The 22,576-nt window shown below is 60.3% G+C and carries 18 protein-coding genes; 13 read left to right on the top strand and 5 right to left on the bottom strand.

The window, feature by feature from the left end; translation table 11 throughout:
- Positions 1-72 precede the first annotated feature (72 nt).
- The 4 genes from BLO49_RS06455 to BLO49_RS06440 all read left to right on the top strand — a co-directional run bounded on the left by BLO49_RS06455 (position 73) and on the right by BLO49_RS06440 (position 4,115).
- Positions 73-1,176: an Mrp/NBP35 family ATP-binding protein gene (locus tag BLO49_RS06455; protein WP_090645697.1), complete on the top strand. Its 1,104-nt coding sequence runs from the start codon at positions 73-75 to the stop codon at positions 1,174-1,176.
- Between the two features lie 43 nt (positions 1,177-1,219).
- On the top strand, positions 1,220-1,576 hold the full coding sequence (locus BLO49_RS06450; protein ID WP_090645694.1) for a zinc ribbon domain-containing protein YjdM: 357 nt from the start codon (positions 1,220-1,222) through the stop codon (positions 1,574-1,576).
- A gap of 88 nt (positions 1,577-1,664) precedes the next feature.
- Complete coding sequence (locus tag BLO49_RS06445) at positions 1,665-2,759, top strand: NADH:flavin oxidoreductase (RefSeq protein ID WP_090645692.1); 1,095 nt, start codon at positions 1,665-1,667, stop codon at positions 2,757-2,759.
- A 102-nt stretch (positions 2,760-2,861) separates the two neighbouring features.
- Complete coding sequence (locus tag BLO49_RS06440) at positions 2,862-4,115, top strand: hypothetical protein (RefSeq protein ID WP_139159627.1); 1,254 nt, start codon at positions 2,862-2,864, stop codon at positions 4,113-4,115.
- 158 nt (positions 4,116-4,273) lie between these two features.
- Here BLO49_RS06440 and BLO49_RS06435 read toward each other — a convergent pair whose 3' ends face one another.
- On the bottom strand, positions 4,274-4,798 hold the full coding sequence (locus BLO49_RS06435) for a dihydrofolate reductase (RefSeq protein WP_415499573.1): 525 nt from the start codon (positions 4,796-4,798) through the stop codon (positions 4,274-4,276).
- Positions 4,795-5,601 carry a thymidylate synthase gene (locus tag BLO49_RS06430; protein ID WP_090645687.1) on the bottom strand — a complete coding sequence of 269 codons (807 nt, stop codon included), beginning with the start codon at positions 5,599-5,601 and terminating at the stop codon, positions 4,795-4,797. Before BLO49_RS06430 ends, BLO49_RS06435 begins: the two co-directional genes overlap by 4 nt.
- Before the next feature lie 177 nt (positions 5,602-5,778).
- On the opposite strand from BLO49_RS06430, the gene ilvC reads away from it, so the two are divergent.
- A complete protein-coding gene (gene ilvC, locus BLO49_RS06425; protein WP_090645684.1) occupies positions 5,779-6,780 on the top strand; it encodes a ketol-acid reductoisomerase in 1,002 nt (333 codons plus the stop codon).
- A complete protein-coding gene (locus tag BLO49_RS06420; RefSeq protein WP_170828219.1) occupies positions 6,770-8,629 on the top strand; it encodes an acyltransferase family protein in 1,860 nt (619 codons plus the stop codon). The genes ilvC and BLO49_RS06420 overlap by 11 nt, the downstream gene beginning before the upstream one ends.
- Here the strand turns inward: BLO49_RS06420 and BLO49_RS06415 are convergent.
- Positions 8,595-9,428 (bottom strand): tRNA1(Val) (adenine(37)-N6)-methyltransferase, encoded by an 834-nt coding sequence (locus tag BLO49_RS06415; protein ID WP_245678881.1) that lies wholly within the window; start codon positions 9,426-9,428, stop codon positions 8,595-8,597. The genes BLO49_RS06420 and BLO49_RS06415 overlap by 35 nt on opposite strands.
- Before the next feature lie 141 nt (positions 9,429-9,569).
- Between BLO49_RS06415 and BLO49_RS06410 the strand changes: the two genes are divergently transcribed.
- From BLO49_RS06410 to BLO49_RS06395, 4 genes are all read left to right on the top strand, one after another.
- Entirely contained in the window at positions 9,570-10,604 is a 1,035-nt protein-coding gene (locus tag BLO49_RS06410; RefSeq protein ID WP_090645676.1) for a polyprenyl synthetase family protein, read from the top strand.
- Positions 10,605-10,624: 20 nt separating this feature from the next.
- Complete coding sequence (locus BLO49_RS06405) at positions 10,625-11,803, top strand: acyltransferase family protein (RefSeq protein ID WP_090645674.1); 1,179 nt, start codon at positions 10,625-10,627, stop codon at positions 11,801-11,803.
- Positions 11,804-11,833: 30 nt separating this feature from the next.
- Positions 11,834-13,357, top strand: a complete 1,524-nt coding sequence (locus BLO49_RS06400) for a helicase HerA-like domain-containing protein (protein ID WP_090645671.1) — start codon at positions 11,834-11,836, stop codon at positions 13,355-13,357.
- Positions 13,358-13,495: 138 nt separating this feature from the next.
- The gene (locus BLO49_RS06395; RefSeq protein WP_090645668.1) at positions 13,496-13,855 is read left to right on the top strand and encodes an endonuclease domain-containing protein; all 360 of its coding nucleotides are present in this window, start codon (positions 13,496-13,498) and stop codon (positions 13,853-13,855) included.
- 60 nt (positions 13,856-13,915) lie between these two features.
- Here the strand turns inward: BLO49_RS06395 and BLO49_RS06390 are convergent, their stop codons facing one another.
- The gene (locus tag BLO49_RS06390; protein ID WP_090645666.1) at positions 13,916-14,680 is read right to left on the bottom strand and encodes an SDR family oxidoreductase; all 765 of its coding nucleotides are present in this window, start codon (positions 14,678-14,680) and stop codon (positions 13,916-13,918) included.
- Between the two features lie 240 nt (positions 14,681-14,920).
- Between BLO49_RS06390 and BLO49_RS06385 the strand changes: the two genes are divergently transcribed.
- On the top strand, positions 14,921-15,394 hold the full coding sequence (locus tag BLO49_RS06385) for an NUDIX domain-containing protein (RefSeq protein WP_090645663.1): 474 nt from the start codon (positions 14,921-14,923) through the stop codon (positions 15,392-15,394).
- On the opposite strand, the gene BLO49_RS06380 is transcribed toward BLO49_RS06385, so the two are convergent.
- Positions 15,395-16,582, bottom strand: coding sequence for an acyltransferase family protein (locus BLO49_RS06380; RefSeq protein WP_090645661.1), 1,188 nt, complete (start codon positions 16,580-16,582; stop codon positions 15,395-15,397). It lies immediately after the preceding gene.
- A 181-nt stretch (positions 16,583-16,763) separates the two neighbouring features.
- Here BLO49_RS06380 and uvrC point away from each other — a divergent pair, with 181 nt between their 5' ends.
- Positions 16,764-18,662, top strand: a complete 1,899-nt coding sequence (gene uvrC / locus BLO49_RS06375) for an excinuclease ABC subunit UvrC (protein WP_090645658.1) — start codon at positions 16,764-16,766, stop codon at positions 18,660-18,662.
- 744 nt (positions 18,663-19,406) lie between these two features.
- Positions 19,407-22,565, top strand: coding sequence for a TonB-dependent receptor (locus BLO49_RS06370; protein ID WP_170828218.1), 3,159 nt, complete (start codon positions 19,407-19,409; stop codon positions 22,563-22,565).
- The last annotated feature ends 11 nt before the right edge of the window (positions 22,566-22,576 follow it).

Here is a 22,576-nt window from a genome sequence, read left to right as displayed (position 1 = left end):
ACTTTAACTGGCGGCGCTTAGAGCCTATGTGGAACGCGATTTCTACAACCAAGCTTCCCTGAAAGATAGTCCATGACTGACAAGGAAACCGTCCTGGCCGCGCTGAATACCGTCATCGATCCGGTGAGCGGTCAGGGTCTTAGCGATGCCGGTCTGGTGCGCGGCCTGATCGTTTCCCCGGAGCGCGTCGGTTTCATGCTGGAAGTACCGCAGGATCTGGTGACGCAATATGACCCGGTGCGGCTGGCGGCCGAAAAATGCCTGGCTGGCCTTGAGGGCGTAACCAAGGCGCAGGTGGTGCTGACGACCGAACTGGCCCCCAATCCGCAGCCGCAAAAGCAGCCCTCCGCCAAGCTTTCCGAACGCGCAGTGGAAGACAGCCGCCCCAAGGCGCCAGTGGCCAGCGTGCGGCCGCATCATGTGAAGAAGGTAATCGTCGTCGGTTCCGGCAAGGGCGGGGTCGGCAAGTCGACCGTGTCGCTGGGGCTGGCCATTGGCCTGTCGCAGCTTGGTTTACGCGTCGGCTATCTCGATGCCGATATCTACGGCCCTTCGGCGCCGGTCATGCTGGGCCTGCGCCAGCCACCGGAATTTGGCGCGGACAAGCTGATGGTACCGCTGGAAGCCTATGGCCTGAAGGTCAATTCGGTGGGTTTCCTGGTTGATCCCGATCAGGCGATGATCTGGCGCGGGCCGATGGCCTCGCAGGCCCTGACGCAATTGCTGACGCAGAGCCGCTGGGGCACGGCGGAAGCGCCGCTCGACGTGCTGGTGGTCGATCTGCCGCCGGGCACCGGCGATGTGCAGTTGACCCTGACCCAGAAAACCCTGATCGACGGGGCGGTGGTGGTCTCGACGCCGCAGGAAATGGCCTTGGCCGATGCCCGCCGCGCCGTCACCCTGTTCGGCAAGACGGCCATTCCGGTGCTGGGTGTGGTCGAGAACATGGCCTATCTGGTGGCGCCGGATGGCTCGGAAATGGAGATTTTCGGCCGGGGCGGCGCGAAAGGCATGGCCGAAGTGCTGAACGTGCCTTTCCTGGGTGAGGTGCCGCTTGACCCCGCCATGCGCAAGGGCTGCGATGAAGGCAAGCCGGTGACGGCGCTGGCGCCGCAGAGCGATATAGCGACGCGGTTCAAGAATATCGCAGAGCGGGTTTTGAAAGCGTTGAAGTGATGCCCCGCCTGAATTGTTCACCCTCTGAATAGTGAGTGTTGTTATGAGTGAAATGCCGCCGTGCCCCAAATGCCAGTCCACCTATGTATACGAAGATGGGGCACTTCTGATCTGCCCGGAATGCGCCCATGAATGGCCGCGCACCGCTGACGGTGCGGCGGAAGCTGCGGATGAGGGCGGCCTCGTGGTCCGCGATGCGAATGGCGCGGTGTTGCAGGATGGCGATACGGTCACCCTCATCAAGGATCTGAAGCTGAAAGGCTCCTCGGATGTCATCAAGGTCGGCACCAAGGTCAGGAATATCCGCCTGGTCGACAGCGATCATAATATTGATTGCAAGGTGCCCGGTATCGGGGCGATGGGACTGAAATCGGAATTCGTAAAGAAGGTCACTGATTAGGGGGCGCCGCACATTCTTGAGCCATGTGATCTTGCACCGCAGCATACCGTAACCATATCAGCAACTGATACGCTTACGGAGTTGCCGCATGTCCCTCAATACCCTGTTTTCGCCCTTCACCCTGAAAAACCTGACCCTGCAAAACCGCATCGTCATGGCGCCGATGACGCGGAACTTCTCGCCGGGCGGTGTGCCGAACCAGGCGGTGGCCGATTATTATGAGCGTCGCGCCGAAAACAATGTCGGGCTGATCCTGACCGAAGGCACGGTTATCGAGCGTCCGGCCTCCAAGAACGAAGCCAATATCCCCAATATCTACGGCGAAGCGCTGGATGGCTGGGCCAGGGTCGTCGAGGCCGTTCATGCCAAGGGCGGCAAGATTGCGCCGCAGATCTGGCATACGGGCGCGGCGTTCGGCAACAATCCCGATTATCGTCCGACGCCGATGGATTCCCCTTCCGGCATCGGTGTGAATGGCGGCACGGTCGGTGCGCCGATGAGCGAGGCCGATATCGCCGACGCAATCGCCGCCTTTGGCCGCGCGGCGGGCGATGCGAAGCGGATAGGGTTTGACGCCATCGAACTGCATGGCGCGCATGGCTACCTGATCGACGAATTCTTCTGGGACGGCACCAACAAGCGCAGCGATAAATGGGGCGGCGCTACGGTGGGCGAACGCACGCGTTTTGCGGTCGAGGTGGTCAAGGCGGCGCGGGCCGCGGTCGGTCCGGATTTCCCGGTCATCATTCGTTTGTCGCAGTTCAAGTCGCCGGTCTATGACGCCAAGGTCGCCAAAACGCCGGACGAAATGGAGGAGTGGCTGACGCCGCTACTGGATGCCGGCGTTGATATCCTGCACTGCTCGCAACGTCGTTTCTGGGAGCCGGAGTTCGAGGGCAGTGACCTGAATTTTGCCGGCTGGGCCAAGAAGATCACCGGCGCGCCGACGATTACGGTCGGCTCGGTCGGGCTGTCAGGCGAGTTCATCGCGGCTTTCGGCGGCGAGGTGTCGCAACCGGCCTCGATCGATGGGCTGCTGAAGCGGCTCGATGCCGGCGAATTTGATCTGGTGGCCGTTGGGCGCGCGCTTCTGGCCGATCCGGAATGGGTGGAAAAGATCCGCGCCGGCCGCGGCACGGAAGCGAAGGGCTTTGAACGCGCGCTTCTCGGATCGCTCGTCTAACGGCGTTCTTTCACATTGCCAGCCGCGCCGATCCGGCGTATCCAGTCTGCGATAATTCTCTGAAATTGCAAACTGGAAATGCCGATCGGCGCGGAGGTGGCTATGCGTTCTGTAAAGCGTCTGTCAGTTTTATGCGTAATGGCCGGGGTGGGCGTGGGGCTTGGCCCGGTTGAGGCGGCGGCGCCCGTCAAGCAAGTCGTTACCGGTCCGGTGGCGCGCTACTGGGTGGATACCGCCACGACCAGCGGCATGTCACTCGGCGGCGGCAAGCCTTCCATGAGTTCGATCATGGGCATGATGGGCGGCGGGGATAATGTCCATCACAGCCTTTACTTACGGCTGGGTTCCAGTCAGGCAGCCAGCGGTGCCGCGGCGGCCGATCACCTGCCGCCGGCCGGTTTGGGCACCGGTAATCTGCCGCTGCGCTATACGCCGGGCACGCCGGTCAAGCGCGACTATGCGCCGGGCGAGACGACCGATCACGAAACGCCCAAGGGCAAGATACTGATCTTCTGGGGCTGTGGCGCACACGCCCCGGCCGGCCAGCCGCTGGTGATCGATCTGGCGAAGATTGCCGATCCGACGCAGCGTCAGACCATGGCGCTGTCCATGTTCAAGCCGATCGCGCTCGATGCGGTGCATCCGCCGTCGCCAACGACAGCCAAGACCTATGGCGAATGGCCCAACAGCCAGAGCGCAAAGGACGTTAAAGGATCGCTCGCCGGCGCCCATACGGTGAAGGGCAATTACAGCCCGCAGATCGATTTCACCCTGAGCCAGGCGCAGGACTTCATGGACCCGATCGACGTCACCGGCAATGCGACCGACGCCACGGGCGCCACGCGCCTGACCTGGACCGCCATTCCCGGAGCGAAGGGGATCGTCGCCACGGCCATGGGCGGCGGCCAGCAAAATGGCGAGACGGTGATGGTGATGTGGACATCGGCCCAGGTGCAGACCGGCTGGATGGGCATGGCGCCGGACTATCTGACGCCGAACGATATCGACCGTCTGCTGGGCAACAAGGCGCTTTTGCCGGGCGAGACCACCACCTGCACCGTGCCGGCCGAGGTAGGGCAGAACGTGCAAGGGGCGATCTACGGCATTACGGCCTATGGCGGGGAGGCCAATTTCAGCTATCCGCCGCGCCCGGCCGATCCGAAAACGCCGTGGAACATCGCCTGGGAAACCAAGGTGCGTTACAAGACCTCAACCGGCGGGATGCTGGGCCAGGATATGGCCGGTATGATGGGCGGCAATCAGGGGGATGACAGCGCGCCGGCCGGTGACAAGAAAAAGAAGAAAAAGGGCTTCGGCCTGGGCGATATGCTCAAGGCCGGTGCGGGGATTCCTTAGAAAGTGAGATGCCCCACCACCGCATCTAGCGCTTCGCGCGTCGTGCGGTCCCCCTCCCCAGTAAACTGGGGAGGTAGAAGCATAGAAAATTCTCGTACCTCCCCATCTTTGATGGGGAGGGGGACCGCGCCCGTCTTCGGGCGTGGTGGTGGGGCGTCTTACTTTTTCACCCGATCATAGACGCGCAGGGTAAAATCGTGGTCATCGTTTTCGGTCTTCGAGAACGACTCCTCCGAGGTCACCTGCCACACCGCCGGATCGATGGGGGGGAAGTGCGCATCGCCCTCGACATCGGCATGGACATGGCTGACATAGAGCCGGTCGGCCTTGGGCAGGGTCTGTTCATAGACATTGGCCCCGCCGATCACGCAGATTTCGTCAGCCCCGTCATCGGCGGCGTGTTCGCGGGCAATATCGAGCGCTTCCATCAGGCTGGTGCAGATGATACCGCCCTCAGCCTCCATGCGGGGATCGCGGCTAAGGACGATGTTCAGCCGGCCGGGCAGGGGCTTTTTCGGCAGCGAGTCCCAGGTGGTCGAGCCCATGATGATCGGCTTGAACTGGGTGATTTCCTTGAAACGCTTCAGGTCGGAGCGCAGGTGCCACGGCAGGCCGCCGTCACGCCCGATCACGCCGTTGTCGCTCATGGCAACGACAAGCGCCAGTATGACTTTTCCGATCATACGGCGACAGGCGCCTTCAGTGCGCCGTGCGACTGGTAGTTTTCGATGGTGAAATCGGCATAGTCAAAGCCGAACAGGTCGGTTTTCGGGGCCATTTTCAAGGTCGGGAAGTCGAACGGCGTGCGTTCCAGTTGGGTCTTCGCCTGCTCCATATGGTTGGTGTAGAGGTGGACATCGCCGAAGCTATGGACGAAATCACCCGCCTCTAAGCCGACCGCCTGCGCCACCATATGGGTCAGCAGGGCATAGGAAGCGATATTGAACGGCACGCCCAGGAATATATCCGCCGAGCGCTGGTAAAGCTGGCAGGACAGCTTGCCATCTGCCACAAAGAACTGGAACAGGCAGTGGCAGGGCGGCAGGGCCATATCGTCGACCTCGGCCGGGTTCCAGGCGGAAATGACATGGCGGCGCGAAAAGGGATTGGTCTTGAGGTTCTCGACGAGGTTTTTCATCTGGTCGATGACACGGCCATCCGGCGCCGCCCAGGAACGCCACTGCTTGCCATAGACGGGGCCCAGGTCGCCGTTTTCATCGGCCCATTCGTCCCAGATGGTGACGCCGTGATCGTGGAGATATTTGACATTGGTATCGCCGCGCAGGAACCACAAAAGCTCCACCGCAATCGACTTGAAATGCACCTTCTTGGTGGTCAGGAGCGGGAAGCCTTTGGAGAGGTCGAAACGGATCTGCCGGCCGAACAGCCCCAGTGTGCCGGTGCCGGTGCGGTCGGCCCGCGCCACGCCGTTCTCCATGATATCACGGACAAGATTGAGATACTGGTATTCGGGGTGATCAAACATGGGCACTTCCACGACGACTTGACTGCTTTCCTCTTCTCCGCCCCTGCGAAGCGGGGGAGGGGGACCACCGCACTCAAACAGCGAAGCGGTAGTGCCGCCACCCCGAATGGGGTGGAGGGGGCTTCCTTAATAGCCTAAAACAAGCATTCTTGTACGATTCTTTTGCGAGTTCTCCCCATGCCACTGCTCGTTTATCATGACCGCGATTGTGATCTCTCCGTCATTCGCGCGTGCAAGGTGCTGGTGATCGGCTATGGATCTCAGGGCCGCACTCAGGCGCTGAATGCCCGCGATTCCGGCGTGACGCAGATCAGGGTGGCGCTGAAACCGGACTCGAAGACCCGTGCCAAAGCCGAGGCCGACGGTTTTGAGGTGGTGACGGTAGCCGAAGGTGTGCAGTGGGCCGATGTGCTGATCGTCCTGACCTCGGACGAAGCGCACCAGAAACTCTTTGCCGACGAGATCAATCCGCACCTGCGCGCCGGTCAGGCGCTGATATTCGCGCATGGGCTTTCCTGTAATTTCGGACTGGTGACACCGCCCGCCGATGTCGATGTGCTGCTGGTCTCGCCCAAGGGCATCGGGCCGCGCATCCGTGATATCTATGTGGCGGGCGAGGGTGTCTTCTGCCTGTTCGCCGTCCAGCAGGATGCGACCGGACACGCGAAAGCGCTGGGGCTGTCGTTTGCCGCGGCGCTGGGTTGCGGCCGCAAGGGCATTCTGGAAACCACCATGAAGGACGAGTGCGAGAGCGATCTTTTCGGTGAGCAGGTTGTGCTGTGCGGCGGCACGCGCAATCTGGTGACCGAAGGGTTCCAGACCCTGGTCGATGCGGGTTATCCGCCGGAGGTGGCGTGGTTCGAGACCTGTTATGAACTGAAGCTGGTGGTCGACCTGCTGTGGGAGCTCGGCATGTCCGGCGGTTTCGAAAAAATCAGTAATACGGCGGAATACGGCGCCTACCTGACCGGTCCGCGCATTATCAACGAAACCAGCAAGCAGGCCATGCAGGCTGTGCTGAAAGATGTGCAGTCGGGCGATTTCGTGCGGCAACTGATGGCCGACTATAATGCCGGCAGCCCGGACCTGCTTGGCCGCCGCGCGGCCCTGAAAGACAACCGGCTCGATGCGACCAAGCGTTATCTTGATGGCGTGGCGAAGGCGGCGAATGACGGCTGACGCGCACCCGCAGAAACGCGCCGATATTCAGGGCCTGCGCGGGATTGCCGTGCTGGCCGTGGTGCTGTTTCATATCAGTCATGCCGCCTTGCCCGGCGGGTTTGCCGGCGTCGATATCTTCTTTGTCATTTCGGGTTATCTGATCACGCAAATTCTGCTGAGGGATATGGAGGCGGGCGCCTTTCGCCTGCGCGATTTTTACCAGAGGCGTGTGCGGCGGTTGTTCCCGGCGCTGTTTGCGGTGCTGGCCTTCACTCTGGTGGCCGGGCTGATCATCCTGCCGCCCAAGCTGCTGAGCGAACTGGTCTATAGCCAATTTTTCACCACGCTGTTCCTGTCGAACTTCGCCTTTGCCCGGTTGGCGGATTATTTCGACGCATCGGCCAGTCTGAAACCGTTGCTGCATACCTGGTCGCTGGGTGTCGAGGAACAGTTTTACCTCGTTTTCCCGCTGCTTCTGCTGGCCTTGCGGCGGTTTGCGAGGCGCTTTCTGTGGCCAGTATTGGCGGCCCTGGCCCTGGTATCGCTGATCGCAGCCCAGATAACGACGCGACCGGAGGCAGCCTTCTACCTGCCAATGACCCGCGCCTTTGAACTGCTGATCGGGGCTCTGACCGTCTGGGCGCAGGATCGCTTTATCCTGGGTGACAAAATAAAGCGGCTCTTGTCAGTGCTGGGCATTTTTCTGCTCGTCGCCAGCCTGATTTTTCTCAATGATCGCGTGCCATTTCCCTGCCTGTGGGCCTTGCCGCCTTGCCTGGGGGCGGCGTTGTTGCTGCTGACCGCCGATGGCTGGGGCAACAGACTGATAGCTGCGCCGCCCCTGGTCTGGACCGGTGATATGTCCTATTCTCTCTATCTCTGGCACTGGCCGCTTCTGGTTTTCGCACGGATCGTCCTTGGCGAGGCGTGGTGGATCGCGCTTGCGGCGGTGATCGCGGCCTTCGTTTTCGCCGCTCTGTCGCGTCGCTATATCGAGCGGCCGTTTCTGGAAAAACGCCCGCGCCGGCTGTGGCTATGGGCGGGCCTTGCCATGACGATCTCGATTGTCAGTGCCCTGCTGGTTTTTGGCGCCAAGGGAATGCCGCAGCGTTTCAATGCCGCCGAACGCGCCGCCTTTGCTGCTGCTGACGACTTCAGCCCGGATCGAAAACGCTGCCATATCGCCCAGAATGCGCGCCGGGACTATCGGGACACCTGTGTGCTTGGCGGTGCCGTGCCATCGGTGGCCGTGTGGGGGGATAGCGAGGGCGTCGAATTAGCCAGAGCGCTGGCGGATCAGGGCGAGGATGTGCGCCAGATTACTGCTTCGGCCTGTCCGCCAAGTGTCGGTTATACCATCGCCTATAACCGCGCCTGTCGCGATCATAATGCCGATATGCTGCTGCACCTGAAATCCGATCCGAACATCAGAACGGTGATCCTGGCGGTCAATTATCGCCGCTATGACGCGGAAAACAGCGCCGCCATGATGGGCGGGCTGGAACTAAGTGCACTCGATCTTCAGGCCGCCGGCAAACGGGTCGTGCTGCTCTATCCGGTGCCGGTTTATGACTTCGACCCGCCGTCACAGGTGGGGCTGGCCCTGCGGTTGGGACGTGATCCTTCAAGTGTCGGCATGTCGCGCGCGCAGTACGACCGCGAAAACGGCCAGACGATTGCCGCGCTCGATGCTTTCTCCCAGAGCCACAATCTGGCGACCTTACGGCCTTCGGATGTGCTGTGTGATGCGCAGCGTTGCCGGGTGTACGATCCGGCGGCCGGTGTGCTCTATTTTAATGGCCAGCATTTGAGCATGGCCGGGGCGAGACGGCTTACCAGCCCAATTCCGCTTCCCCACGCAGAATAGATTCGACTTCCGGTGTGTGCTTGCGCGCGGCATTATCGTGCAGGATCAGGGGCGGCAGGAGGCGCAGGGGCGCCTTGCCCAGTCGCTGGGCGCGGACGAGAACGCGTTTGGCCTCCTTGCCGACGAAGGGCTGGATCGGACGGATAACGAATGATCCGCACTTTTTAGACAGGCCGCCTAAAATATCCGCCAGCCGGTCGGCGCGATGAATAAAGACGATATGGCCCTGATCGACGACGGCGCTTTGGGCAAAATCGAGCCAGGCGTTCAGGCCGTCATCGGCGATCCAGGCCGGACGCTTGGCCTCGTGCGGCGCGCGCAGGGTAGCGGGGTCGTCGAAATAGGGGGGGTTGGAGAAGACGAGATCAAAGCGGGGAGGGTGTTTTGCCCCCTCCGGCGGGACTTCGCCCGCCACCTCCCCCGCTAACGCAGGGGAGGATAGGGGGGCTTTGTACCCCTGGCCGATATCGCCTTCGATGATCGTCACGTCGGAGAGATCGTTGAGGCGAATGTTTTTGCGGGCCAGGGCGGCATAGTCCGGTTCGCGCTCGATGCCGGTCAGGGCCAGCGCCGGGCGGCGCATTTTCAGTGACAGAAGCGCGCCGCCGACGCCGCAGCCCAGTTCAAGCGCGGTCTTGACCTTTGGCAGGCTGGCGCAGGCCGTCGCCAGCAGGGCGCCATCCATGCCGATGCGATAACCGGTCTTCGGCTGCATCAATTTGACGCGGCCGCCGAGCAGATGGGTCGCGGTTGTTTTTATGTCGGATTGCAGACTTATTTCTGCTAAGTGTCCAGTCATATTCCAGATCGTTTTCTGATCGTTTTTGCGCCACAGTCGCGCAAACTGTCACACGGAAAGTGGCTAAATAGTATCGCGGCCCATTGCCTGCGCGGTCAAGGCGGTTTATGGCCTAAAGGTTAAAGTTCAGGAGTATCAGCTTTGGATTCGGCCAATATCGACACTGTGCGCCCCGCACCGGAGGCGGTTCAGACCACGGCAAAACCGGACGTGAAAGCGCTGGTCAGCCTGTGCGATCCGGACATGGTCGATATCAATGCCCTGATCACCGAGCGGATGCAGTCCGAAGTGGCGGTGATTCCGGCCCTGGCGGCGCACCTGATCGCGGCCGGCGGCAAGCGTCTGCGCCCGCTTCTGTGCGTGGCGGCGGCACGCCTGTGCGGCACCGGAAATACGCATCATTACAATCTTTCCGCGGCGGTCGAGTTCATCCATACCGCCACGCTCCTGCATGACGATGTGGTCGATTCCTCGCAACTGCGTCGCGGCAAGGTGGCCGCGCACCTGATCTGGGGCGCGCCGTCCTCCGTTCTGGTCGGTGATTTCCTGTTCGCCCGCGCCTTTGAGCTGATGGTCGAGACGGGCTCTTTGCGCGCCCTCGATATCCTGTCGAAAGCCTCGGCAGTGATTACGCAGGGCGAAGTGCTGCAACTGATGAAGGCGTTCGACCTCAATCTCAGCCAAGCCGACTATATCGAGATCATTTCGTCGAAGACGGCCGCCCTTTTCGCCGCGGCCTCGGAAAGCGGCGCCGTGGCTTCGGGCGCTTCGGAAGAAAAGATCCAGGCGCTGTACGATTACGGCATGAATCTCGGCCTCGCCTTCCAGATCCAGGACGATATCCTCGATTACCAGGGGTCGGCCGCCGATCTCGGCAAGAATGCGGGCGACGATTTCGCCGAGGGCAAGGCCACCCTGCCGCTGATCCTGGCCATGCAGGCCACGCCGGCGGAAGCGGCCTTCTGGGATCGTGTGATCGGCAGGCGTGAGCAGGCAGATGGCGATTTCCAGCGGGCTCAGGGGCTGATGGTTTCTTCCGGTGCGCTGGATGCGGCCCGCTCCGTGGCGCGCACCTATGCCGACAAGGCGCGCGCATCGCTTGAAATATTCGAGGCCGGCCCGTGGCGGAGCGCTTTGGAAAATCTCGCCGTCTACAGCGTCGAACGCCAAACCTAGAATGATGGCCTGAACCGCTCTTGTCAGACGCCGCACTCCATCCGCACAAGGCCCGCTTCTACGAGCTGGATATCCTGCGCGGCGTGGCGGCCCTGGTGGTGGTGTTTTTCCACTACAAGCACTTCCTGCTGATCAGCGATGCGGCCGGTTTTGACTATGCCCATATGCCGCTGAGCGCCATTTTCATGCCGCTCTATCTCTATGGCCAGTTCTTTGTGGAACTGTTCTTCGCCATATCGGGCTATGTCTTTTTCTGGCTCTATGCCGAAGCGATTGCCAGCCGGCATACCGGCGCGTGGGCATTTTTCGTGGCGCGGTTCAGCCGCCTCTATCCGCTCTATATCGTGACCCTTCTGGTCGTGGTGGCGCTTCAGGCGCTTTATCCGGGCGATGACTTCATCTACCGCCAGGACACCCCGTTGAATTTCGTGCTGAACCTCTTCATGGTGCAGCAATGGGTGCCCTATGCGGTGCAGTCCTTTAACGGGCCGGCCTGGTCGATCTCGGTCGAGGTCTTTCTCTACGCGCTGTTTTTCCTCATCTGCTTTTTCGGCTGGAACCGGCCCTGGGTGCTTGGCGGGCTGTTTGTGGCCGGGGCGATCCTGCGGCTGATGAGCGATCCGACGGTCGATTTCGTGCGCGGCGTGCCGAGCTTCTTTCAGGGCGGGCTGATCTATTATGCGGTCCAGTTATTGAGCCGGCATGAAACCTGGCGACGGCGGGTGATGCTGTGGCTATGTGTGATCCTGCCGGTGGCCTGGATTATCAGCTATGTGCGTGGCTTTCGGCCGGTCAATGTGCTGATGGAGCCGGGCCTTATGGGCACCTGGCTGAGCGTGCCGGTATTTCTTTATGTCGTCCTGCCGCTGAGCCTGCTGGCCCTGGGGTTGATGCAGGGGCACTGGCGGGTGAAGTGGTTGAGCCGGGACAGCCTGCACCGCATTTCCTGGATCGGCGACATCAGCTATTCGGTCTATCTGATCCATTTTCCGCTGCAACTGACGATCATGCTGGGGCTGTCGGGCCTGTCTCCGGCCGTGAGACTGGCCCTGTTCGGTTCGCCCTTAAGTCTGCTGATCTTCATGGCGCTGGCCAGCGGATTGGGGTGGCTCAGTTTCCACTATCTCGAAATGCCGGCGCGGCGATATCTCACCAAACGCTTGCGGCCCTTACTGGCGCCAAGCCCGGCAGTGCGGTAAAAACAGGTCATCTTACAGAGGAGCAAGATCATGGCGGATTCTACAGGTGCTTTTGTCGGGCAGGCCACCCAGCCGGAAATATTGCTCTATGGCCGCGCCAATCGCCACGGCATCGTGGCCGGTGCCACCGGCACCGGCAAGACGATCACGCTCCAGATCCTGGCCCAGGCCTTTTCCGATGCCGGCGTGCCGGTCTTCGCCGCCGATATCAAGGGCGACCTGTCGGGCATTTCGCAGCCAGGCCAGTTTAATGACAAGGTGCTGGACCGCGCCAAATCCATGAACCTCGATCTCCAGCCCGCCGCCGCGCCGGTCATCTTCTGGGATCTGTACGGTCAGAAGGGCCATCCGATCCGCGCCACCATTTCCGAGATGGGGCCGCTGCTGCTGGCGCGCCTGCTGGAACTGAATGACGTACAGGAGGGCGTTTTGAATATCGCCTTCGCCGTAGCGGACAAAGAGGGCCTGCTGTTGCTCGATCTCAACGATCTGCGCGCCATGCTCAACCATATTTCGGATAATGCCAAGGACCTGAGCCAGACCTACGGCCAGATTTCCCCGACCACCGTGGCCACCATCCTGCGCAACCTGCTGACCCTGGAAAACCAGGGCGCGGCCCATTTCTTTGGCGAACCGGCCCTGCGCCTGGAAGACCTGATGCGGACGAATATTTCCGGCAAGGGCTATGTCAATATTCTGGCCTCCGATCGGCTGATGCAGAATCCGAAGCTCTATTCGACCTTCCTGCTGTGGCTGATGTCGGAACTGTTCGAGGAACTGCCGGAAGTCGGCGATCCGGAAAAGCCGCGTCTCGTCTTCTTCTTCGACGAGGCGCACCTGCTGTTTAATGAGGCGTCACCGGCCCTGCTGCAAAAGATCGAGCAGGTCGTCCGCCTGATCCGTTCCAAGGGCGTCGGCATCTATTTCATCACCCAGAATCCGGCCGATATCCCCGATACGGTGCTGGGGCAGCTCGGTAACCGTGTCCAGCACGCCCTGCGCGCCTACACGCCTTCCGAACAGAAGGGCCTGAAGGCGGCGGCGGATTCCTTCCGCGAGAATCCGGCCTTCAAGACGATCGAAGTGCTCCAGCAACTGGGCACGGGTGAGGCACTGGTGTCGCTGCTCGACATCAAGGGCATCCCCAATATCTGCGACCGGGCGATGATCCGTCCGCCGGCCTCGCGCATGGGACCGGCCAGCGATGCCGAGCGCGCCGATATCATGGCCAAGTCGCCGGTGGCGGGGGTTTACGATACGGTGAAAGACCGTGAGTCGGCCTATGAAATCCTGAGCGCGAAGCTTGCCCAGGCGCAGGCGGATGCGCCGCCGCCTCCGCCTTCCGCCGCTGAAAAGGAAGCCGCCAAGGCTGCTGCGCAACAGGCCAAACTGGAAGAGCGTGAGCGGCTGGCTGAGCAGAAGGCGAAGGAAAAGGCCGCGGCCCAGATGACCAAGACGGTGACGTCGGTCGCCGTGCCGATCATTCGTTCGATCGGCATTGCCATCGCCGGTTCGCTGATTCGCGGCATGATGGGGAATGCCAAGCGGCGGTAGGGGCGGTTTTGCCCCCTCCGCCGGCGACTTCGCGCCGGCACCTCTCCCGTACGCTTCGCTACAGGGGAGGATCGGAGTTTATCTTCCTCCCCTGCGAAGCGGGGGAGGTGGCGAGCCTGTCGAGCCGGAGGGGGCATTATGCGTGAAGGCGCGAAAATCAAATTGGCGCGTCATTTTCGCAGGCAGATGACTCACGCCGAAGTCCTGTTGTGGCTAGGATTGAAGGGGCATTCGCGTGATGGTTTCTCTTTCCGCAAACAGCATCCGGTAGGGCCGTTTATCGCGGATTTTTACTGTGCAAAAGCCAAGCTTGTCATTGAAGTTGATGGTCAGATACACGAGCGCCATGACCATCCGCAGCGCGATGTCATGCGCGATCAGTGGTTTGCGGAAAGAGGGATCGAAACCATGCGAATACCGGCGGCCGATATAATGGCGGATGCGCATGATGTCGGCGATGGGATTGTGCGGTATGTTCGGGATAAACTGAAAAGCTAGTCGTGCCCCCTCCGTCACGGACTTCGCCGTGACACCTCCCCCGCAAGCAGGGGAGGATCATTAAAGATCAAACATATCCAAGGTTCGCCAGTTCAGGTGCTGGCCTGAGTCGACGCAGATCATCTGGCCAGTGACGCTTGGCGCGCTGAGCAGGTAGATCACGGCTGCCGCCACCTCTTCCGGCGAGGTCGGCTTTTGCAGCAGGGTCGAGCGGGCCTCGCGGGCGAAGTCGGCCTCGCTCTGGTGGATCGATTTGAGCGTCGGGCCCGGCCCCACCGCATTGACGCGGATATGAGGCGCCAGTGCCTGGGCGAGGGTACGTGTGGCGTGCCACAGGCCGGCCTTGGACATGCTGTAGCTGAAGAAGGGCGGGGAGGGCTTCAAGACCCGCTGGTCGATCATATTGATGATCGAGGCGCCTTCGCGGATATCGCTCTGCGCGGCAAATGCCTGGGAGAGCAGAACCGGCGCCAGCAGATTGGTGTCCATGTGCATCTGCCAGCTATCCAAGGTCAGGCTGCGGGCGCGATCATCGGCGAAGACGGAGGCGTTGTTGACAAGGACATCGATCGGGCCCAGCGCTTCACGGGCCCTGTCGATCAGGCCGGCGACACTGGCCACATCGCTGAGATCGCCCTGAATGGCGTAGGCCTTTACGCCCAGTGTTTCCAGTTCGCGGACAAGCGCCAGGGCGTCATCACGCGATTGGCCATAATGGACGCCGATATCATAACCGGCATTGGCCAGGGCAATGGCGATGGCGCGGCCGATCCGCTTGGCGGCGCCGGTGACTAAGGCTGTCCTTTGAAGGACCCGTTTAGTCAACGCGGCCGAAGTCGATGATGTTCATGACGGCCATAAAGATAAGGAACAGGCCGAGGATCGAGATGGCGAGCATGGACAGACTCCGCAAATGAATGGTTTTTGATAACCGGCTTGCGTGCCGGAGACAAGGGGGCAAGCGCCCGCCAATCAAGTTTAATCACGCTGACATAAACGATATTTAATCAGACAGATTGTCGTTGCCGTCTTGCATCGGTGCCCCGATGCCGCCATCGTATATTCATGGAAGACTGGAAACGCGTTGTAGAACCCTATTCACGGCCGCTGTTTTTTGCCTATTCCCGGGCGACACGCGGCAAGACGCTCGGCGTACGCGGCCTGGTGGTCAATCCGAAGGGCGAGGTGCTGCTGATCGAGCATACCTATCTCGAAGGCTGGTGGCTGCCGGGCGGCGGGGTGGATGCCGGCGAGACGGCGCATCAGGCTGTGGCGCGCGAACTGCGCGAAGAGGCCGGCGTCAATCCGCTGGAGCAACCCAGGCTGTTGTCGGTGCATAGCAATGAGCGGTTCTTCCCCGGTGATCATGTCCTGCTGTTTCGCGTCGACCGGTATGAAGACGTGCCGATGACCTCACACGCCGAGATCAAGAATGTCGGCTTTTTCGCGCTCGATGCCCTGCCGGATAATATCAACGAAGGATCATTGCGGCGGATTCAGGAAGCGTTGATGGGCTTTCCTGCGGACCCGCTCTGGTGATTATTCCGCTGGTGTCGTCGGGCGCACGGCGACTGAACGCACATAGTTGGTCAGTTTGACATAGTTGGCGCGGCTGAAGACCGGGGCATGGTTTTCCAGCGCCCTGATCAGGTTGCGCGCCCAGATGCGTGACGGCTTCTCATAATAGTAGTGCGCCAGGGCGGCGATGCCGAGAGAGATGGCGACCGAGACGAACACCCAGGTCATTTTCGACAGGCCGAGATCGGCGCCCCAGACCGGCAGCGATTTGAAGATGATCTTCTGCACCAGGTCATGCACCAGATAGAGGGCGAACGAGACCAGGCCGAGCCAGTAGATGACGCGGTTTTGCAGCAGGCGGGCGATCACGCCTTCGTCGTGGCTCAGGCTCATGATCAGGCCGGCGAAGACGGCGATCAGCCAGACATCGTTCGATTTGTAGCACAGCAGAAAAAGCGCCAGCGGCAGGAACAGACCGGCGGCGCGCGCCGGCACGAGATCCTTGAAGCGGAAGGCAACGAGGCCGATATAGAAACCCGCCAGACAGCGCAGGGTGGTGCCCGGCGCATAGGAATGGACGACATCGAGCCTGCCGATGCCCCTATGAGGATGATGAGTCATCCACTGTGGGCCATAGGCCACGGCGATCAGTATGCCAAAGGCGGCCACCACGCCCAGCAGGGCATAGCGGCGCGGCAGCCACAGGGCGAGCAGAATACTGACCGGAAACAGCAGATAGGCCGCCCATTCGGTGCTGATCGACCAGGAGGGCGGCACGATCGAATAGGCCAGGCCCCAGACGTGGCTCATGGTGATATTGAAGGGCAGGGCGCGCAGGACATTATCATCGAAGCGGTAGGTGTCGCTCAGCACGGTGGTGATCATCACGGCGGTGATGACCGTCATCAGGATATAGAGCGGATAGATGCGCGCCAGGCGCAGCAGCAGGAATGTCTTGAAATTCTTCAGGTCGAAGCCGTGCTCGAACAGGCCGCCATAGGTCATGGCCATGACGAAGCCGCTGAGGATAAAGAACAGGTCGACCGCCATATAGCCGTGGCTGACGAACGGACGCACCGCCATAGGAAAGGCGTGCAGGCCATTGGCATGGAAGAAGACCACATACAGGGCTGCGATGCCGCGCAGGCCCGTGAGGGCGCGGATTTCACGCGATTTCGGCGCAGGCGTCAGGGAAGCGGCGGGCGTCATTGAGTCTCGATGGCGGAGGTAATGCCCCCATATAGGGCAATGCGCGCCATACACCAAATCACAATCACGGATGCGTGATTGCCGGATTGTTTCAGTTGCGGCCTATGCTGCCGGAAACCTGTGTGATTTTGCGTCAGGCTTCCCATATATTGGCTGCGATTCATGCTAAGCATACATAATAATGACCCCAGACGCCGAAGACCCCGAAATCACTATCGAAGCGCCGGACGCCCGGCTGATCGGCGCGGCCCTGATCCGGCGTGAGGCGGCCCTGGCGCCGGATAAGCCAGGTGTCTACCGGATGCTGGGCCATGATGGCGAAGTGCTTTATGTCGGCAAGGCGAAATCGCTGAAAAAGCGCGTGCTGCAATATGCGCAAGGTAGATTTCATACCCAGCGCATCGCCCGCATGGTGGCCCTGACCCACGAAATGGTGCTGCTGCGTACCGATACCGAGGGCGAGGCCCTGCTGCTGGAAGCGCGGCTGATCAAGGCGCTGAAGCCGCGTTACAATGTGCTGCTGCGTGACGACAAGATGTTCGCCGAGATTCTGGTGCGCAAAGACCACGAGGCGGCGCAGATCACCAAGCACCGCGGCGCCCATACCATTCCGGGTGACTATTACGGCCCGTTCGCCTCGACGTCAGCGGTCAATCATACGCTCGATACGCTGCAAAAAGCCTTCCTCCTGCGCACCTGCACCGACAGCGTCTATGCTTCGCGCACCCGGCCCTGCATGTTGCACCAGATCAAGCGGTGCAGCGCACCCTGTACAGGCGTTATCAGCCTGGCCGATTACAGCGACCTGGCGCGGCAGGCACATGACTTCCTGAAAGGCAAGAGCCGGTCGGTGATCGACCGGCTGTCGAAGGAGATGATGCAGGCTTCGGACGAGATGGATTTCGAGCGCGCCGCTCATCTGCGCGACCGGGTGCGGGCGCTGAACCATGTGTCATTGTCCTCCTCGGTCGATCTGCGCGAGGAAGAAGCCGATGTCTTCGCCGTATTCAACGAAGGCGGCGCGGCCTGTGTCCAGGTCGTCTTCTATCGTGCCGGCCAGAACTGGGGCGACCGCGCCTATTTTCCACGTGTCGACCAGGAAGATGATGCCGGCAGCATTCTCGATGCGTTTCTGGGGCAGTTCTATCAGGATCGCCAGGTGCCGCGCCTGATCCTGGTGTCGCACGATTTGCATGAAGCCGATCTGATGATGGAGGCGTTAAGCCTTAAAGCCGAACGCAAGGTTCAGGTGCTGCGGCCCCAGCGCGGGGACAAGTGCGAGGTGGTGCAGCACGCGCTTAATAATGCCCGCGCCGCGCTTGGCCGCCGGCTGGCGGAAAGCAGCGCGCAATCGAAGCTTCTGCAAGGGGTCTGCGAAGCCTTTGGGCTGGACGCGCCGCCCATGCGGATCGAGGTTTATGACAACTCTCACCTGGGCGGCACCCATGCGGTCGGTGGCATGGTGGTGGCCGGGCCGGAAGGCTTCCTGAAAGGCCAGTACCGCAAGTTCACCATTCGTGATCTTGATACCAGGCCGGGTGATGATTACGCGATGATGGCGGAGGTCTTCCGGCGGCGCTTCATGCGCCTGATCAAGGAAAAGGATCTGCCCGAAGGCGAGAAGAATTTTGGCCGGCCGGACCTGGTGCTGGTGGATGGCGGACAGGGGCAGCTTGATGCCGTACTGGCGGTCATGAGCGAACTGGGGCTGGAGGATATTCCGATCGTCGGCGTGGCAAAGGGGCCGGACCGCGATGCCGGCATGGAACGCTTCTTCATGCCCGGACGTTTGCCCTTCATGATGGAGCCGAAATCACCGGTGCTCTATTATTTGCAGCGCCTGCGCGACGAGGCCCACCGTTACGCTATCGGTGCCAACCGCCAGAAGCGCGATGCCGCCATTACCAAAAATCCGCTCGATGAGATCGAAGGCATCGGCCCGCGCAAGAAGCGCGCCCTGCTGGCGGCCTTTGGTTCCGGCCGCGAGGTCGGGCGTGCCACGGTCGATGAGCTGATGAAGATCGAAGGCATTAGTGCCGCCCTGGCGCAGAAGATCCATGATTTCTTTCATGGTGGGTGAGTTGAGCGTATGAAGCGGCCCGCGAATGGAAGCTATTATTCGGTAGTATGTGCCAGCTTCCGACAGTGAAAAATTACCGGATGCTGTCGTTCAGGCGAATCAATCCTATAGCTAAAAGTCTAAAAAACGCGCTTAATTGTAATATCAATAAATTTAATAATATTACAATTTTGGGCTGTGGCAGTGTTTCACGCGTCGGTATTGTTGCATAATTGCAAATCACACATAAAAATGTGCATTGGTCTTTTTCCATAATTGACGGTTTCAAGGCTGAGTGTTACCGCTAACGTACCAAAACCGGACCGGGGTGGAAAAGCCATATCCGGAAAGGCAACTAGGCTGATCGCGGCCATTAAAAACAGTCGCGGCGATAATGATAGGTTTGGAGAAGGAAGCGCCGGAATTTTCATTACGGCATAAAATGGGGCTATAGCGTTTAGCGATCAAATTTGATACTGACAACGTTGTCGGGGAAAATTGAACGGGTTGCAGGACTTTATAGGCTCGTGTCAGGTCTCGATTAGTAAGCGTTAGTAGGGTGGGGGCGTGTCCGTTGGGGGCGCAGCTTCCCACGAAAATTTCCACCGGATGCCGGATAAGCTGGTGTCGCGGGCCGGAAAAACGCGTCTGCCTTCAGGTGATCGTTTGCGAACGAAGCCCGTAGGCTGACGCGCTGTCTGTCATAAAAACCAAAGTTGGGAGGACTACATGACAAGTAGAGTAAATAGGAAACGCGCCGGTAGGGTGTTGCGTACAGCGTTCCTGGGTGGCGTTTCGACGCTGGCCATTTGCGCCATCGCCGCGCCTTCGTTTGCACAGGACGCAGCTCAGGACGCCGCCCCGGCGGCAGCGCCGGCAGATGATTCAACCGTGATTGTCGTCACCGGTATTCGCGGTTCGCTGCAGCGTTCGATGAACATCAAGAAGAACGCCGACGGTGTGGTCGACGGTATCTCGGCTGAAGACGTTGGCAAATACCCCGATACCAACCTGGCTGACTCGCTGCAGCGCGTCACCGGCGTGTCGATCAACCGCGTCAACGGCGAAGGCCAGCAGATCACGGTTCGCGGTTTCGGTCCCGGCTATAACATGACGACCGTTGACGGCCGCATCATGCCGGCCTCGACCATCGGCGTCATTGGCGGCGGTCAGGGCGCTGACAGCAATCAGGGCAATACCCGCGCCTTCGATTTCAGCAATATCGCATCGGATGGCGTTTCGGCCGTTCAGGTCTACAAGACCGGCCGCGCCGACCTCAATTCCGGCGGCATCGGCGCCACGATCAATATCGCCACCCTGCAGCCGCTCGTCCATTCGGGCTCGAAGGGCAGCTTCACGGTCAAGGCTCTGACCACGGACAATCCTGGTCTCGGCACGGTTCTGAAGAAGAAGAGCGTCACACCGGAAATCTCCGGCGCCTATCAGTGGACCAATGACAGCAGCAATTTCGGCATCGCCCTGTTTGGTTCGTATCAGGAAAAGACCGGTTCGACGCGTTCGGACACCGTTAACTCCTGGAACGTCCAGACCTATGCAAAATGGCTGACGACCGGCCAGGCGCCTGCGGCGGCCAATATCACCAACGCACCGACCGACATGAATCAGTTGATCGCCGTGCCGACCGACAGCCGTCTGACCTATGCGGAAAATTCGCTGAAGCGTTCCAATGCCGCCGTCACCCTGCGCTGGAATCCGACCGAAGATCTGACCGTCACGGCCAACAGCTTCTACACGCATCTGGAAGCCGAGGAAGCCCGCTCCGAGCTGACCAACTGGTTCTCGCGCAGCCCTTATGCGGCCATTACGTTTGACGATAACCCGATCATCAAGTCGGCGATTTCGGCAACCGACACGATCCCGACCGGTAAGGACCAGGGCTACGAAAATGAACTGCGTGCCGTGGAATCCACGATCCAGTCAACGGGCCTGAACGTGAAGTGGCATCCGAACGACAGCTGGACACTGTCGGCCGATCTGTCGGCCTCCAAGTCCAGCTCGGGCGGCAATAATCCGGACGGCTCGTCGTCTGACACCGTCAGCGCGGCCCAGACCTATGTGAAATCGAACACCACCACCTTTGGTGAACTGGCGGCGCCTATTCAAAATGTGGTGCTAGATCCGACCAAGTCGGTGACCGGTAAGCAGGACATCGCCTCCATCGCTTCGGGTTACAGCAATCAGTTCTTCTCAAGACAGACCGACGATCTCGAGCAGGCGAAGTTTGATGCCACCTATCAGATCAACGACAGCAACAAGCTGAGCTTCGGCGTCGACGCCTACAAGAACGTCAACGAATCCGAGTTCACCGGCTATCAGGCGCAGTTCGGTGACTGGGGCGGTCTCAACCCCGGTGACCTGCAGAAGTACGGCACCCAGGATATCAAGGCATTCTGTCTGTCCTGCCAGTTCACTTCGGTTGACATGCCGACGGCAGATGGTACGGCTTACCGCTTTAACGCTGTCGATGCCTATAACGGTCTGAAAGCCTATTATGGCAGCGGTGCAGCGTTCCAGAACGTTGTCACCAACGGCGTAACCGGTAATGCCAAGGCCAATACGCCAAACCTCAACGGCTTCGCTCATAACGAAGTCGAGGAAAAGGTCAACGCGGCCTACGTGCAGTACTCGCTGAAGACTGAAGTCCTGTCGCGTCCGTTGAAGATCCTGGGTGGCGTTCGTTTCGAGGACACCAATGTCAAGGTGACGGCTTACCAGAACATCCCGACCGGCCTGCGCTGGGATCAGAAGAACAACTTCTCGGTTGTTCAGGGCACCAGCGTCCAGCCCTATGCCGTGGAATCGCACTACAGCAACTGGCTGCCGAGCCTCGACATGGCCTGGAACGTGACGGATGACTTCATCGCGCGTATGTCGGCCTCCATGACCGATGCTCGTGCGCAATACAGCCAGATGTACGCCACGACCAGCGTCGGTGCGCCGGGCGATGCCAGCTATAATGGCGGTATCTACCGGGCCTCTTCCGGTAACCCGGCTCTGAAGCCGCTGGTATCGAAAAACTTCGATCTGTCGGCTGAATGGTACTACGGCAAGAACAGCTATGTCTCGCTGGGTTATTACCGCAAGGCCGTGCAGAACTTCGTTGGTAACGGCACGACCAACACCACCTTGTTCGGCATAACCGATCCGGCTTCCGGTAAGGCGGGCACGCGTTCGGGGGCTGCGGTCGCTGCCCTTCAAAGCATCGGTGCAAGCACCAACACCAATAATCTGTCTGCCATGACGATCCTTATCGATCAGGCCGGCGGGGACGTGGCGACGGCGCTGAACGAGTGGAACACCAATACCGCGCCGGACGGACACGTTTCTGTGGATACGGATGCGCTGTCGGTCTATCTGTGGGCCAACCCGAACTGGAAGGTCGTCAGCAACAGCGCCGATCCTCTGGCGACGTTCGTCCTTTCGCAACCAGTCAATAACCACACGGCCAATATTGACGGTTTCGAATTCGCCATCCAGCACTTCTTCGGTGACACCGGCTTCGGTATCGCCGCCAGCGGCACCACGGTTAACGGTGACGTGGCTCTGGACGACGGTGCCGATCCGCTCGGCAGCAACCAGTTCGCTCTGGAAGGTCTCAGCAATACCTACAACATCACGGGTATCTACGAGAAGTATGGCTTCGAAGGCCGGATCGTCTATAACTGGCGCGACAAGTATCTGGCTCAGGCCAATGCCTCGCAAAACGGTGGTCGTTATGTCGCGGCCTTCGGTCAGTGGGATGCGACTCTGAACTACGAACTGCGCCCGAACCTCATGCTGACGTTCGAGGCCCTGAACATCAACCGCGAACATGTGGTGCAATATATCCGCGTGCCGACCGATGTTGTCATGTATCAGGAACTCGATACACGTTACGACGTGGGTATTCGTTACAAGTTCTAAACCAGATATCG

Origin of the sequence: Asticcacaulis taihuensis, assembly GCF_900100255.1 — a bacterium.
Taxonomy (GTDB): Bacteria; Pseudomonadota; Alphaproteobacteria; order Caulobacterales; family Caulobacteraceae; genus Asticcacaulis; species Asticcacaulis taihuensis.
Note: the sequence above shows the minus strand (reverse complement) of the source record. Positions and strands in the feature narration are given on the sequence as shown.